Annotated in this window: 11 protein-coding genes; 7 read left to right on the top strand and 4 right to left on the bottom strand. The window is 67.6% G+C overall.

All coding sequences use genetic code 11. The annotated features are described in order from the left end of the window. Positions 1-153: 153 nt before the first annotated feature. The 4 genes from ACGG9C_RS15960 to ACGG9C_RS15945 are packed head-to-tail and all read left to right on the top strand — an operon-like array spanning position 154 to position 5,106. On the top strand, positions 154-1,896 hold the full coding sequence (locus tag ACGG9C_RS15960) for a fatty acyl-AMP ligase (RefSeq protein WP_390178879.1): 1,743 nt from the start codon (positions 154-156) through the stop codon (positions 1,894-1,896). Next, positions 1,893-3,563, top strand: a complete 1,671-nt coding sequence (locus ACGG9C_RS15955) for an acyl-CoA dehydrogenase family protein (RefSeq protein ID WP_390178878.1) — start codon at positions 1,893-1,895, stop codon at positions 3,561-3,563. The genes ACGG9C_RS15960 and ACGG9C_RS15955 overlap by 4 nt, the downstream gene beginning before the upstream one ends. Then, complete coding sequence (locus ACGG9C_RS15950) at positions 3,560-4,855, top strand: acyl-CoA/acyl-ACP dehydrogenase (RefSeq protein ID WP_194383710.1); 1,296 nt, start codon at positions 3,560-3,562, stop codon at positions 4,853-4,855. The genes ACGG9C_RS15955 and ACGG9C_RS15950 overlap by 4 nt, the downstream gene beginning before the upstream one ends. Continuing rightward, on the top strand, positions 4,852-5,106 hold the full coding sequence (locus ACGG9C_RS15945; protein WP_194383709.1) for an acyl carrier protein: 255 nt from the start codon (positions 4,852-4,854) through the stop codon (positions 5,104-5,106). Before ACGG9C_RS15950 ends, ACGG9C_RS15945 begins: the two co-directional genes overlap by 4 nt. A 250-nt stretch (positions 5,107-5,356) precedes the next feature. Here the strand turns inward: ACGG9C_RS15945 and ACGG9C_RS15940 are convergent, their stop codons facing one another. Genes ACGG9C_RS15940 through ACGG9C_RS15925 form a run of 4 tightly spaced genes read right to left on the bottom strand, consistent with a single transcriptional unit; the run spans position 5,357 to position 10,360 of the window. Further along, the gene (locus ACGG9C_RS15940) at positions 5,357-6,658 is read right to left on the bottom strand and encodes an ABC transporter substrate-binding protein (protein ID WP_194383708.1); all 1,302 of its coding nucleotides are present in this window, start codon (positions 6,656-6,658) and stop codon (positions 5,357-5,359) included. A gap of 23 nt (positions 6,659-6,681) precedes the next feature. Continuing rightward, positions 6,682-8,688, bottom strand: a complete 2,007-nt coding sequence (locus ACGG9C_RS15935) for a glycoside hydrolase family 43 protein (protein WP_194383707.1) — start codon at positions 8,686-8,688, stop codon at positions 6,682-6,684. Beyond that, positions 8,688-9,485: a carbohydrate ABC transporter permease gene (locus ACGG9C_RS15930; protein ID WP_194383706.1), complete on the bottom strand. Its 798-nt coding sequence runs from the start codon at positions 9,483-9,485 to the stop codon at positions 8,688-8,690. Before ACGG9C_RS15930 ends, ACGG9C_RS15935 begins: the two co-directional genes overlap by 1 nt. Before the next feature lie 2 nt (positions 9,486-9,487). Next, on the bottom strand, positions 9,488-10,360 hold the full coding sequence (locus ACGG9C_RS15925) for a carbohydrate ABC transporter permease (protein ID WP_228480812.1): 873 nt from the start codon (positions 10,358-10,360) through the stop codon (positions 9,488-9,490). A gap of 152 nt (positions 10,361-10,512) precedes the next feature. Between ACGG9C_RS15925 and ACGG9C_RS15920 the strand changes: the two genes are divergently transcribed. The 3 genes from ACGG9C_RS15920 to ACGG9C_RS15910 form a co-directional block, all read left to right on the top strand. Beyond that, complete coding sequence (locus tag ACGG9C_RS15920; protein WP_390178892.1) at positions 10,513-11,526, top strand: LacI family DNA-binding transcriptional regulator; 1,014 nt, start codon at positions 10,513-10,515, stop codon at positions 11,524-11,526. A gap of 40 nt (positions 11,527-11,566) precedes the next feature. Next, positions 11,567-13,054 carry a sulfatase-like hydrolase/transferase gene (locus ACGG9C_RS15915; protein WP_194383704.1) on the top strand — a complete coding sequence of 496 codons (1,488 nt, stop codon included), beginning with the start codon at positions 11,567-11,569 and terminating at the stop codon, positions 13,052-13,054. Positions 13,055-13,384: 330 nt separating this feature from the next. Next, the coding region (locus tag ACGG9C_RS15910) for a DUF222 domain-containing protein (protein WP_390178877.1) at positions 13,385-14,559 on the top strand (1,175 nt) is incomplete at its 3' end.

Raw genomic sequence — 14,559 nt, 5'->3', positions numbered from 1 at the left:
CTCCGCGGATGCGCACACTGTGACAGCAGGTTGTTGCGATCGTGTGAACACCTGCGCACACCACTTCCCGCGCGTGACGGCAGGCGCTTAGCATGCCGTCATTGGCCGACGGCGCCCAGCTGAATGACGAGTCACGCGAATCTGGGGGTCGCAATGATCGTTCCGGCAACATATCTCGATGCCATGCAGGCCACCGCGGCGCGCGCCGGTGACGCCCGCGGCATCCGCTTCTACACCGATGAGAAGACCTCGGTGCGTCGGGGCTACGCCGAACTCGACGAGCGGGCGCGGGCCCGGGCGGTCGAGCTGATGCGTCTGGGATTCGGCGTCGGAGACGTCGCCGTGCTCGGCTTCGAACCGGGCCTCGGGTTCGCGGAGTCGGTGTACGCCGCCCTCTACGCCGGCATGACGATCGCGCCGGTTCCCGTCACGGTCGGGCGCAACCCGCGCGGTGTGATCGAGCGGATTCAGACGATCACCGCCGACTCCGGAGCGCGCCTCGTGCTGACCGATGCCGCCGCGCGGCCGCTGTTCGACGAGGCCGACCTCGGGTCGGTGCTGGTGCGGGAACTGGGTGAGCCCGACCTCTCGATGGCCGCGTCGTGGACGGCGCCGGAGATCACCGCGGACAGCATCGCTCTGCTGCAGTACACATCCGGATCGACCGGTGTGCCGAAGGGTGTCGTCGTCACGCACGGCAACCTCGTCGCGAACGAGGAGGCGATCGGGGCGACCGTGCACGACGGCCCCGACGCGGTCTGGGTGGGGTGGCTGCCGCACTATCACGACATGGGGCTCATCGGTCTGCTGCTGCGGCCCATCTACGCCGGGGTCGACTCCATCCTCACTTCTCCCTCGCGGTTCCTCCGTCGGCCGCTGATGTGGCTGCGCCTCATCGCGAAGCATCGCGGCACCTTCACCGTCGCCCCCGATTTCGCCTACCGCCTGTGTGCGCAGGTGGTCACCGACGAGCAGCTCGCCGAGCTCGACCTGTCGTCGCTCACGCACATCGTCACCGGAGCCGAACCCATCAAGACCTCCACGGTCGAGGCGTTCACGAGCCGGTTCGCCGCCGCGGGATTGGACCCGGCGGCCATGATCCCCGCCTACGGCATGGCCGAGACGACACTCATCATCTCGGCCGCCTCCGGGCGGGAGGTGCGCTCGCTGTCGGCCGATCTCGGCGGCATCGAGCGCGGTGACCTGCTGCCGGCGGTCGATGACCGATCGGTCGACCTCGTGCTGTGCGGGCCGCCCGTGCCCGGGTCGACCGTCGCGATCGTCGACCCCGCCACCTGCACACTGGTTCCCGACGGTCGCATCGGGGAGATCTGGGTCAGCGGACCAAGCGTGACCCAGGGCTATTGGGGGCGCCCCGATGCGACCGCCGAGGTATACGGCTTCCACGTGCCGGGTACCGACGATCCGTTCCTGCGCACCGGCGATCTCGGCGCGATGATCGAGGGGGAGGTCGTCGTCGCGGGCCGCCTGAAAGACCTCATCATCTCGCACGGGCGGAACGTGTTCCCGCAGGATGTCGAAGCCACCGCATCCGGTGTGGTCGGCACCGACCCGTCGTGCCTGAGCGCCGCCTTCGCGCTCGACGAGCATCAGCCGACCGAGGTCGGCGTCGCGGTGGAGGTCGATCCGCGCACGCTCGCGACCGGAGACGCCGACGCCCTCGTGCGCGACGTGCGTCGGGCGGTCATGAGCGAGTTCGGACTCCCGAGCGTCGGCATCGCCCTGCTGCGCAAGGGCACGTTGCCGCGCACCACCAGCGGCAAGATCCAGCGGCGCCGCGCACGCGCGGAGCTGCTCGCCGGTGACCTGACGCTCGCCGCTGTGGACGGGATCACGGTCGACGGAGAACGAGCGCTCGATGTGCCGGTGACATGAGCACGACCGTCGGGATGGTGACGACGGCGGCTGCCGGAGCCTACGGTCGCGCGGCGGATCTGGATGCGTATCTCGGCGCTCCCGCGGACCCTGCGGGACGCATGCCGCTCGCGCTGACGCTCGAGCGCGACCACGACCGGGCGTTCCCGGGCGAGGCCGTCGCTGCGCTCGACGCGTGGGGGCTGCCGCGGCACTACGTGCCCGAGGCCTTCGGCGGCGGATTGCGCGACGTCTTCGAGCTCTTACTTCTCATGCGCACCGTCGCCGCGCGCGATCTGACGGTCGCCGTCGGACACGGCAAGACCGTGCTCGGGGCGATCAGCGCCTGGGCGGCCGCCGACGACAGCGCGACGCACATGGCGCAGATCGTCGGTGGGGGTGATGCTGTGTCGTGGGGGCTTACCGAGAAGGACCGGGGGAGTGACCTCGCCGCGTCGCAGACGGGCGCCGTCGCGACAGGCGGAGGAATTCGCCTCGACGGCCACAAGTGGCCGATCGGAAACGCCACGCGGGGCCGCGCGATCACCGTGCTCGCCCGCACCGAGGACAAACCCGGCCCGCGAGCGCTGTCGCTCGTGCTCGTCGACAAGACCGAGGTCGACCCGGGGACGCTGTCGTACCGTGCGCGGCGGCCGCTGCACGGCATCCGCGGGGCCGACATCAGCGGCATCGACTTCGCCGGCACCATCGTCTCCGCGGACCGGCGGGTCGGTGCGCCCGGTCAGGGCATCGAGATCGTGCTGAAGAGCCTGCAGGTCACGCGCACTCTCTGCGCGGCGCTGTCGCTCGGCGCGGGCGATCAGGCCCTCGAGCACCTCGCGGCTGCCGGTGTCGACGCGGCGGTCATCGCTCGAGGTGCCGCCGATCTGCTTCTTGCGGAGGCGGTGGCCTTCGCCGGTGCACGTCTGTTCCACGTCGCACCGGGCGAGATGGCGCTGACGAGCGCGTTCGTGAAGGTGCTCGTTCCCGACCTCGTCGACGGCGTCATCCGCGACGGTTCGCCCGCTCTGGGTGTCGCCGCGCTGCTGGAGGACGGATCGGGCGCGGCGTGGGAGAAGGTGGCGCGCGACGCGAAGGTGGTGAGCATCTTCGACGGCAACTCCGTGGTCAATCTCAACGTCGTCATCAACGAGTTGCCCAACATCGCGCGCGGAGTCGACGAGGAAGCGGGCGACGTCGACGCATTCGCGTTCGATCGGGATGCGGGCGCGTTCGACATGTCTGGTCTGCGCTTGGTCACCCGGCGGGGGTCGCGCCTGCTGCGCTCGCTGCCCGATCTCGTCGAACGGCTCGACGACGGGCGTGCCCATCCCGAGGCGGTGCAGATTGCGCGGGCCCTTGTGGGGGTCTGGCGCGAGCTTGCCGTGCGCGTGCATGAGACAGAGCGCGCGGCGCGTCCGCCGGTGGCGCAGTTTGCGCTCGCCGAGCAGGTCACGTCGGTGTTCGCCGGCGCCGCAGCGATCGCCGTCTTCGTCGCCAATCGGGATCACGCGAGCGGCGACGCATGGAACGGCGACCTCTGGCTGCGCGCCGCGCTCGCGCGCGTCACGGGGCGGCTCGCCATCGACATCGGCACGTTGCCCGCCGCCGAGCTGCAGCAGCTCGCCGTCGGCGGATCGATCAGCCTTCTTCCGGAGTGGCGCGCACAGGGTCGAGGTGGCGCATGACGGTCGTCTCCTCGAGCGCGCACGAGGTCGCGGGGGTCGTGGTGGCCTCTCGCCTCGAGACGGCGCTCGGTGACCCGCGCACCGATGCCGGCCTCATCCGCTTCGCCGATGTCGTCGCCTCGGAGGACATCACGCGGGTGACGCCCGAGGTGCGGCGCGCAGTGCTCGACGATCACGGTCTCGCGTTCGAGCTCGTGCCCGAGATGTGGGGAGGGGCGGGTGGCGGACCGTCGGAGGTCGCTGCGCAGCTGCGGGCGCTGTTCCGCCGCGATGCGGCGGCCGGAGCGGAACTCGGCGGACTTGCCGCGTTGGCCGCGGCCGGCGTGTGGACGCAACCCGCCGCGGGACTCGTGGCCCGGGAGCTGCTGTCGCTGCGTCCTATCGCCGTCGCGGTGGAGGCCGGCGAGATCGCTTCCGATCCGCAGACGGTCGCTTGGCGCGTGAGCGGTGTCCTCCCGCTCGTCGCCGTTCCGCTGGAGTCTCGGTGCGTCGTCGTGCGCAGGGGAGCGGCCGCCACGCTGATCGGGCTCGACGGCGCGCTCGCCGTCGTCACGCCGCGGTCGACGACGGGGCTGCGCGGTCTGCGGTTCTGTGCGCTCGAGCTGCGCGACGCCCCGGTTCTCGCCACCTGGAACGTCGACCCCGCCGGTGACGACCAGGCGCAGGCGATGCTCGCATCGGCCTGGTGCGGCACCGTCGACACCGCGCTGCGGCTGGCGGTCCCGTATGCCCGAGGCAGGGCGCTGTACGGCGGTGCCGTCTGGGATCTTCCGCACGCGCGAGGGCTCGTGGCGGGGGCTTTCGCGGACCTCCTGCTCGCCGACGCGATCGCCGCCGCCGCACTCGCCGGGCGGCACGTCTCGGCTCTCGAACTCGTGCCGACGCTGCTCGGCGACGCCATGCGCGCGCTCTCCGTGCTCTTCGGTTCGACGTTCTTCGCGCGGGTCGAGCCGTATGAACTCGTCGAGACCCTCGTGCGGGATGTGACGAGCATGCGACTGATCTCAACTCCCCGTCACCGGATGTCGACGGCGACACCTGGTGACGGGGTCGAGCTCTTCGAGGAAGCAGCGGAGTCCCTCGAAAAGGCAGCGGCGGGTGCGCCAGCGCCCCTGCGCCGGGCCGTGCGTGATCGGCTGGCGGCGCGACGCGCCGGCCGGCGCGACGCGTTGCAGGCCGACGCGATCGAGCACCTCGCCACGGAGGTGGATCGCCGAGCCGCCGCAGACACATCCCTGACCTTCGACAACAGCGGGGTGTTCGCATCCCGAACAGAAAGGACGACGACATGAGCGTCACCGAAACCGGAGCGGCTGTCGAGAACTGGCTCGCGGGCCGTATCGTCGCCTACGGCAAGAAGGATGCCGGCGACTTCACCCTCGACACCGACTTCTCCGACATCGGGCTCGACTCCGTGTACGCGCTCACCCTCTGCGGCGACATCGAAGACGAGTACGGCATCGAGATCGACCCCGAGCTGATGTGGGACCACTCCAGCATCCGATCGCTCGCCGGAGCGCTCCGGGAGCTCGGCGCGGTCTGACGGGCCAAGAGCATGGGCCAGTCGGCCCGTCTGTTAAGGGCGAGATGCGCGCGATGAAGGACGACGAGCAGACTCCCACGAGCGGTGGGGCGACCGCACCGGCCGTCACCTCGGGAAGTCCACCTCCGGACCGGCGCTGAGCAACGCCCGGAGGCGGCGACGTGGTTCGTGCCGTCGCCACCACCTCGTGAGACAGCGCGATCCGCCGGGGACGGCTGGCCCCCGGCGGATCGCGACGTCTGCTCGGACGTCAGTCGTTGAGCGTCGCCAGCTCCGACGCGGGGTCGGCTCCATCGGCGATGTTCTGCAGCACGACACCGAGATCGGTCTCGAGAGAGTCGTTGCCCGGCGAGACCAGCTTGCGGGGATACTCGCTCGCCTGCATCGTCTCGGTAACCAGCGCCACGCTTTCCTGCGCCAACTCGCTCTCACCTTCCTTGAGCTCAACGTCGACGTCGGTGGCGACCGGGAAGCCCTGCAGACGGTTGACCCAGATCTGCTGACCGGCACCGACGGCCATGAACTCGACGAATGTCGCCGCGGCCTCCTGCTTGGCCTCATCGATGTCGCCGCTCACGGCGATGGCGAAATCGACGCCCGACGTCGCACCGGCATCCGTCTCACCGAGCGTGGGGAACGGGGCCATACCGATCGCATCGCCCTCGACCTCGCTACCCGGCACCTCGGGGCTCGTCGAGAGGGTGGCTCCGACATGCCATGAGCCGGTCGGCATGCCCAGGGCGCGCCGCGCCAGGAAATAGTCGTCACGAGCAGACGGGTAGGTCGTCGTCGTGGTCGCTCCGTCCTGGAAGATTCCATCGGCGAACAGGCTCTGCCAGACTTCGGCGGCGGCGACGAGGCTGTCGGAGTCCCAGGGGATGTCCCCGCTCGCGGCCCGGTAGATGTCGCCGCCTTCGCCGAACTGATTGCTGAGCCAGACGAAGAAGTCGGCGCTGTGCCACGTGTCGCCTGCACCCATCGCCATCGGTGCGATGCCCGCCTCGCGAGCCGCCTCGCTCATCTCCAGCAACGAGTCGTAGTCGGTCGGCAGCGACAGTCCGAGTTCTTCGAACAGCGTCTGGTTGTAGAGGTAGAACTGCATGCCGGCGGTGAGCAGGGGTACGGCTGCGAGAGTGCCGTCGGTGGTGGTGGTCTGCTCCAGAGCGCCCTCGCTCACCCCATCGATCCATCCGGCGGCGTAGTCGTCGACCGGGAGAGCGAACTCTGCATAATCGTCGAACGACGACCCGACCTGCACGCCGTAAAGGTCGGGAGTCTCGCCGGCGAGGATCGCATTGTCGAGGTTCGTGAGATAGGACGCGTAGTCCTCGTCACGGGAGAACTCGATGTCGATGTCGGGGTTCTCCTCCTCGAACGCCTCGATGATCTCACTCCACTGGTCCTGCGTGGGCAGCCAGGAACTGAAGGTAAGGGTGACGGTGCCTCCGGTATCGGCATCGCCGCCCGAGCTGCCGCAGCCGGCCAGCGCGAGCGCCCCCGTGGCGGCTAACGCGATCGCGGAGAGTGTGCGGGTACGCAGTGCTGTTTTCATCGATGTGCTCCTTTGCAAGGTGATCATTGGATGGATGGGGTCGGATGGGCCGTCCACTCGTACCGAGTGAGACCTGCCCCGGTGAGCTCGATGCGCTGCCGCGATGAGGCGGAGTCGTCGAAGGTCAGAGGATGGATTCGTCGCCCGACCTGCACGAGGGCCTGTCGACCCTGCCGGGTGCTGCGCACCGCGACGCCCGCTGCGTCGGTGAAGGGCGGGTCCATCGGGTAGCGCTGCGAGGCGTCGCCGGGTCGCAAGAGGGTGTATGCGTCCGCTTCCACCAGCAGACGCACCGCTTCGGCCCCCCACGGTGCGAAGAGCACGCGGCTCCCCGGCGTCGGCAGGGCGAACTCGTGCACCATCGCTGACGACGAATCGCTGTCGCCCTCGAGGACGACGCTGCGTCCGGGGGGTGCGACAAGCCCGGTTGCTCCCGGGTCGCGGCGCGGCTGAACGGAGAACACGTGCCCCGCGTGATCGAGGTCTTGGCCCCAGAGGTCCATGTGGCCGGTGAAGGAGAAGGCGGAGAACTCGGTAGCTGTGCGCTCCGACACGAGGCCGAACCGCGCAGCGATCTCCGGCACCGGGAATGCCAGTGTCGTCGAATCACCGACACGAACCTCGACGCGGTCGAACATTCGGCGAACCTGCAGCTGCTGCCACCGGTCAAGCCGTGCCCGGCGCAACTCGGTGCGGGCGATCACGGTGCCGACGCCGCGGAGCCAGCGTCGTGCGATCAGCTGCGACGTCGCCGCATCCGCCAGCACCTCGACGACGTCATCGTCTCCGTTGGCGGCGACGACCACGCCCGCTCGGGCGCCGCGATCGGAGATCTCGACGCGCATCCACACCTCGGCGACGTACGCTGACGCGGCCGCCGATGTCTCGAGGCGCGTGCGCTCGGCAGCAGTTGTGCAGACGCGATCGTCCGCGAGGTGCACGCGTCCTTCTCGCACGTCCCAGCGAGCATCGAGCTCGGCGCCGGAGAAATCGTCGGAGACCTGGGGTCGTGCCGGAGCGTCGAGCTCCGTGGAACCCGGGCCGGTGGTGATCAGGCATCGCGTGGTGTGCAGCAGCGGATCGATGCGCATCGTGCGCTGTTCGACCTGAGGGTCGAGCGGATCCGCGGCATCCCGCCCGTGGTAGACGATCCAGTCGTCGACGAGGTTCGGGGCGCGCACGACGGAGTTGTGCCCCGTGCCTTCGACGTCGCCGTTGCGACGCATGAGCGGGGCATATTCGTGATCGTTCGGATGCTTGCGCCACACCAGGTCGTGGGGTGCGCCGTCGAGGACGGCGCCAGCCTGACCGATGAAGTAGTCGGGGCGCTCGTACGCGTTGCCCGAGTAGGTGAGATACGCGCGGTCGCCTCGAGTGAGGTACGTCGCACCCTCGATGGTGTACCAGTCGCGACCATCGCCGAACCTGTCGTGCTCGAAGACCTCCTGTTCGAGGGAGGGGCGTACGATCACGCGGGGCCGACCCTCGAGGCGATCGAAGTCGAGCAGGCGATCGGCGACGATCGACGTGCCGACGTACTCGTCGTCGAGGCCCGTGACGTCGTTCGTCGAATAGAACATGACGTACCCGCCCTCACCGTCGGGCACGACATGCGGATCGATCGAGAACGTGTCGAAGAACTGGGTGACCAGCGTGAACGGACCCGTTGGATGGTGGCTCGTGGCCAGTTGCAGCACCTCGTCGTGCGGGTCGGTCGACCCGGCGGGTCTGCTCGAGACATAGAGGTAGAAGACGCCGTCGACGTAGATCGTGCACGGTGCCCAGTAATGAGTGCGGCCCGGCACCTGCAGCGCCGCCCCGACGCGCGTCCAGGACACGAGATCACTCGAGACGCTCACGTTCACCTGCGTCTCGCCCGTCGAGTAGCAGTAGTAGAGCCCGCGGTAGCGCAGCACGAACGGGTCGGGGTCGGTGCGGGCGATGCCATCGGAATACCCCAGCGGGTTGCGGTATCGCTCGGCTGTCACCATCGTTCGGTCCTTCGGTTCGGTGTCGACGGGCGTCGTCATCAGCTCTTCACCGCGCCTGCGGTCACGCCGGCCTGCAGGTAGCGCTGGCTGACCAGGTAGACGATGACGGAGGGGATCGTCATCAGGATGAGACCGGCGTAGAGCTGAGAGATCTGCTCCTGGCTCATTCGGTCGTCCTGCAGGAGGGATATCGCCTGGGTCACCGGGAACAGCTCCGGCGAGGACAGCAGCAGATTCGGCAGCAGGTACTCGTTCCACGAGTAGACGAAGGCGAGGACCCCCACGGTCGCCAGGGTGGGCCCGCTCAGGGGAAGGAGCACGCGCCACCAGACGGCGAAGGAGTTGCATCCATCGAGGGTGGCGGCCTCAATTAGCTCGTCGGGGAGAGCGTCGAAGTGGTTGCGCATGAGCAGAATCATCATCAGCGCGTTGAAAGCGATGAGCGGGATGATGACGCCGACGTAGGTGTTGCGCAGTTCGAGCGTGTTGATCGTGAAGAAGAGGGGAGTCACCACGGCAGCGACGGGGACGGCGAGGCAGGCGAGAAGGAGTCGATAGATCACCTCGCGGCCGCGGAACTGCATCTTGGAGAACGCATAGCCCGCCAGTGCCGAAATGAGCATGATCACGAGCGCCGAGACGCCGGCCATGAGAAAGCTGTTGCCGATCGCCGACCAGTAGTCGAATGACTCGTGAGTGAGGACGACGGCGTAGTTGTTCCATCCACCCACCGAGATCGACATGTAGACGGCGACGCCGATCGGGTAGAGCCACAAGGCGGCGAGCGCCCCCAGGGCGGCGTACATGGCTACGCGTGCCAGGATCTGCTTTCGCATCGTCACTTCCTCCGTCCGCTCACGCGCATCTGCACCAGTGAGAGAAGGAAGGCGAGCAGGAGGATGACCATCCCAATCGCGGAGGCGTAGCCGGCTTCCCTGTTGGAACGCTCCTGATACAGGTAGGTCGAGAGAAACTGCGTCGAGTCACCGGGGCCTCCACCTGTGGTCAGCCACACGATGTCGAAGGTCTTCAGGGCACCGACGATGCCGAGGATGATGAGCACACTCGTCGTCCCGCGCAGCGACGGGATCGTGATGGACCACAGACGGCGCCACCATCCCGCTCCGTCGAGCGTGGCGGCCTCGTACAGCTCATCGGGGATGGACATGAGACCCGCGAAGTAGATCATCATCGAGAAGCCCATCCACTGGAAGATGTTGATCACGATGATCGACCAGAGCCCGAGGTCACGGCCGAGCCATTCGATCACCTCACCCTGGCCGAGCAGCCCGAGCGCGCGAAGCGACTCGTTGAGCGACCCGAAGTTCGTCTCGAGCATGTACCGGAAGACCGTGGCGATGATCGCGGGTGCCATGGCGATCGGAAGGAAGAAGAGTGCCTTGAAGAAGTTGCTCCCGGGAAGCCGCTCTTTCGCGATCACCGCGACCAGGAGACCGAGCACCGCCTGGATGAAAACGGTCGCGACCATGAAGACGAGTGTGTTGCGCAGCGCCGTCCAGAACGTTCGGTCGGACAGCAGAGCCGCATAGTTGTCGAGCCCGACGAAGTTCATCCGGGTGAGGCCGTTCCAGTCGGTCAGGCTCGCCCAGGTGTTGAAGCCGATGCTGAAGTAGATCAACACCCCCGAAATGACGACGACGGGGAGGATGTAGAGGTACGGCACGTACCGCCCGCCCAGTGTCTTCATCATGCTCCTTCGCCATTAATTCAACGTTGAACTACTTGCCCGACGGGACATCGAGAAGTCATCGGGTTGACGAGATCGTGACATAGTTCAGCGTTGAACGCAAGCGGCCGTTTCGGGCTATGGTGGGCCTCGTAGAGCATGACGGGAGGGCGATGATGGCTCGTGTGACATTGGCGGACGTTGCCGCCGTCGTGGGCGTCAGCGCGAAGACGGTCTCGAACGTCGTCAACGGCACGGGGTGGGTCAGCGACGACATGCGCGCACGCATCCTTGCCGCCATCCGCGAACTGGACTATCGGCCCAACCTCGCTGCGCGTCAGCTGCGCGGCGGATCGAGCGGTCTGCTCGCCCTCGCCGTTCCCGATCTTCGCGAACCGTACTTCGCCGAATTCGCGGCGCAGTTCGTCGCGACGGCCCAGGAGCGACGCCAGACGGTGCTGATCGCCCAGACCGGCGGCGACCGCGCCGCAGAAATGGCATTCGCTGAGGCTGAGGGGATGCCGGCGCTCGACGGGCTGGTTCTGAGCCCTCTCTCCATCACAAAGGCTGACCTCGAAGAACGTCGCTCACGCACCCCGATGGTTGTCGTCGGTGAGCACGGCCGCGCTGTCGTCCCGGCCGGCATCACACACGTCGGCATCGACAATGTCGCCGCCGCGCACGCCGCGACGGACTATCTGATATCGCGCGGGCGCACGCGGATCGCGGCGGTGGGCGTCCAGCACGAGGGGTCGACGGCGACCTCCCGTCAGCGATTCGTCGGCTACCGTCAGGCGCTCGCCGGAGCCGGTATCCCGCTCCTCGAACCGCTGCTCTGCCCGGTCGGGCCGTTCAACCGCGCAGAAGGATCGCGAGCCGTCGACGCGCTGATCGAGCGCGGTGCGGCCTTCGACGCACTCATGTGCTTCAACGACACGCTCGCGCTCGGCGCGCTGTACTCACTCGGAGCCCACGGCGTCGCCGTTCCGCGCGATGTCGATGTCATCGGATTCGACGACATCGAGGAGGGGCGCTTCTCTATCCCTCCCTTCGCCACCGTCGACTCGGGGGTGGAAGCGGCGTCGAGGATGATCCTCGATCTCCTTGCGGCACCCGCCGAGCTCCCGGGCGGTCACCATGAAGTGCCGTTCCGCCTCATGCGATGCGAGGGAGAGCGGATCCGAGCATGATCAGCATCCATCCCGTCCCCGGAAGGCGCGCAACTCCCGTATGACCAACATTCTCTTCCTCATGACCGACCAGCACACCCAGTCGACGTTGGGCAGTTACGGCAACGAGGTGGTGCGCACGCCGCACCTCGATCGCCTCGCCGCCACGGGCACCCGGTTCGCCGAGACATTCACCCCAACGGCGATCTGCACGCCTGCGCGGGCCAGCCTGCTCACCGGTGCCGCCCCCTTTCGGCACAAGCTGCTGGCCAACTATGAGCGGAACGTGGGCTACCTCGAAGATCTCGCGGACGGCCAGTTCACCTTCGCGGAGGACCTGAGGGCGGCGGGGTACAACCTGGGCCTCCTTGGGAAGTGGCACGGCGGTGTTCGCAAACAGGCCTCCTCGTACGGCTTCGAAGGGCCCCACTTCGAAGGCTGGCACAACCCCGTCGATCATCCCGACTACCTCGCCTATCTCGCCGAGCGCGGGCTTCCCGCGTACGCGATCAGCGACAAGGTGAGAGGGACGACGCCGAACGGTTCCGAGGGCAATCTTCTCGCCGCGCGACTCCATCAACCGCTCGAGGCGACGTTCGAGCATTACCTCGCCGATCGCACGATCGAGATGCTGGAGCGCTTCGCCGCGGGTTCTGACGGTCACGAGCCCGCCCCGTTTTTCCTTGCCACCCACTTCTTCGGTCCGCACCTGCCGTACATCCTGCCGGACGAGTTCTTCGACATGTACGATCCCGACCTCGTCGAACTGCCGGTCTCGGTCGCGGAGACGTTCGAGAACAAGCCCCCTGTGCAGGCGAACTACTGCGGGCTGTGGACATTCGACACCCTCAGCGAAGAGACGAGTCGCAAGCTCATCGCCGCGTACTGGGGCTACATCACGATGATCGACCACGAGATCGGCCGCATCCTCGACGCCGTCGACCGGCTCGGGCTGACGGATTCGACGGCCGTCATGATGACCGCCGACCATGGGGAATTCACCGGGGCTCATCGACTTCACGACAAGGGTCCCGCGATGTATGAGGAGGTCTACCGCATCCCGGGACTCATTCGCCTGCCCGGTGAGCCGGCCGGGCAGGTGCGGGAGGAGTTCGTCTCGCTCACCGACTTCACCGCGACGATCCTCGACATCGCCGGCCGTGACACTGCGCCGGCCGTGGACAGCCGATCGCTCCTCCCGCTGGTTCGCGGCGACCACCCGGAGTGGGCCGAGAGCATCCTCTGCGAGTACCACGGTCACCACTTCCCGTATCCGCAGCGAATGCTCCGCACCCGCACGCACAAGCTCGTCGTCAATCCGGAGTCGGTCAACGAGCTCTATGACCTGCTGCGCGATCCGCACGAACTGGTGAACCGCATCGACGATGACGCCTACGCCGACACGCGATCGCAGCTGATGCGTGAGCTGTACCGGCAGCTCCGCGCGCGCGGTGACAACTTCTACCACTGGATGACTCCGATGTTCGACATCGGCGGCGGTGACTTCGATGCGACGCTGTCCTCCTTCGAGCCCGCGAAGGCGCAGTGAACGGGAGGCGTCGGCAGTCTTGAAGCGACCGCTGGGGTCGGCCTCAGCGGCGACCGTCTGTCATCTCGGACGCAGTCGGACGCAGTCGGAGGTGTGCGCCGAGGCTGAGACACGTGTCGGCTGAGGCCCGTCCGTGGTCGGGATGTCCGCGGACGAGGACGGTGCGGATGGCGCACGTCGCGCCACGAGCCCACTCGCCGTCAATGAACGGTTGCGCGCGAGGTCGCCACGAGGACAGCGTCTCTTCTTCACGAATTGAGAGCATGTCCCACTAAGTGTCGTATATATGTTCTACCCTCGAGGTAGTCAGAAATCGACGCGGGGGCTGCGATGACGAAAGAGGATCGGCGGAAGTTGGACGCCGCTCGCACGCGTGAACTGGTCGCTGAGGCACGTCGGCTGCGGGTGGTGATTGCGGCTGCGGAGGCGGAGTTGGCGCGGACGCATGCTGACGCGTACGAGCTGGCGCAGGAGCAGATGTCGCGGTTGCGTGATGCGTCGACGCGGGAGCGGGAGATGCCTTTGCGGTCGATGGCCGCGGAGCTGGCCGTGGATGCGAGGGTGAGTGATCGCACGTTGCAGACGCAGTTGTTCGAGGCGCACCGCACGGTGACGCAGTTCGGGCCGTCGTGGGAGGCGTGGCGTGAGGGGCGGGTGTCTCGTGCGCATGTGCGGGTGGTCGTCGATGCCGGCGCGGATCTTTCCGACGATGAGGTGCGTGCCGCGTACGAAGCCGAGGTGCTCGCTTACGCGGAGACGACCTCCGCCGGGCGCGTGAGGCCGTTTGCGGAGCAGGTGGCGGATAAGCACAACCCGAAGTCGATGCAGGAGCGGCACGATGAGGCGGTGCTGGACCGGCGGGTGTGGGTGGAAGACCTTCGCGACGGAATGTCGATGCTGGGGGTGATCGGGCCGTCGGTGGAGGTGCATGGTGTGCATGACCGGCTGACCCGGCAGGGGAAGGCGATCAAGGCCGCCGATCGCGCGGTGCGCCGGGAAGCTGCCGAGCGCGATGCCGCTGGGGAGCCCGAGGAGCGAGAGTCGGACAGCGTCTGGTTCGATGAGCGGACGCTGGATCAGATCCGCACCGACGTGCTGTTGGACATGATGCTGACCTCCTCACCGTCGGTTGACCCGACCGCGGTCGAGGGTGGGTTGGGTGCGATCCGAGCTCACGTGCAGGTGACGGTGCCGGCGACAACGCTCGCAGGAACCACCACCGGTGGGGCGGAGCTGGACGGGAAGTGCGCGGTGGACCCCGAAACGGCGAAGATCCTTGCGGGCAACGTTCCGAGCTTCGACCGGGTGTTCCTCGACCCCGTCACCGGTGCCGTGCTGGCGGTTGATCGCCGGTTCGTGACGGCGGAGCAGAAGCGGTACCTGGTGGCGCGGGATATCCGGTGCCGGTTCCCCGGGTGCCGACGCCCCGCCCGGGATTGCGACTGGGATCACCGGGAAGACTGGGCGCTGGGCGGCAAGACCGACGTCGACAATGTCGGGGCGTT

Origin of the sequence: Microbacterium sp. MTN4-26 (genome assembly GCF_042846595.1) — a bacterium.
Taxonomy (GTDB): Bacteria; Actinomycetota; Actinomycetes; order Actinomycetales; family Microbacteriaceae; genus Microbacterium; species Microbacterium luteum.
The sequence above is the reverse complement of the archived record's forward strand: the minus strand, read 5'-3'. Positions and strand labels throughout refer to the sequence as shown.

Coding starts and splice junctions, on each gene's coding strand:
- ACGG9C_RS15920 (WP_390178892.1), top strand. CDS start 10,513: ATGGCTCGTGTGACATTGGCGGACGTTGCCGCCGTCGTGGGCGTCAGC.
- ACGG9C_RS15925 (WP_228480812.1), bottom strand. CDS start 10,360: ATGATGAAGACACTGGGCGGGCGGTACGTGCCGTACCTCTACATCCTC.
- ACGG9C_RS15955 (WP_390178878.1), top strand. CDS start 1,893: ATGAGCACGACCGTCGGGATGGTGACGACGGCGGCTGCCGGAGCCTAC.
- ACGG9C_RS15960 (WP_390178879.1), top strand. CDS start 154: ATGATCGTTCCGGCAACATATCTCGATGCCATGCAGGCCACCGCGGCG.
- ACGG9C_RS15915 (WP_194383704.1), top strand. CDS start 11,567: ATGACCAACATTCTCTTCCTCATGACCGACCAGCACACCCAGTCGACG.
- ACGG9C_RS15950 (WP_194383710.1), top strand. CDS start 3,560: ATGACGGTCGTCTCCTCGAGCGCGCACGAGGTCGCGGGGGTCGTGGTG.
- ACGG9C_RS15945 (WP_194383709.1), top strand. CDS start 4,852: ATGAGCGTCACCGAAACCGGAGCGGCTGTCGAGAACTGGCTCGCGGGC.
- ACGG9C_RS15935 (WP_194383707.1), bottom strand. CDS start 8,688: ATGACGACGCCCGTCGACACCGAACCGAAGGACCGAACGATGGTGACA.
- ACGG9C_RS15930 (WP_194383706.1), bottom strand. CDS start 9,485: ATGCGAAAGCAGATCCTGGCACGCGTAGCCATGTACGCCGCCCTGGGG.
- ACGG9C_RS15940 (WP_194383708.1), bottom strand. CDS start 6,658: ATGAAAACAGCACTGCGTACCCGCACACTCTCCGCGATCGCGTTAGCC.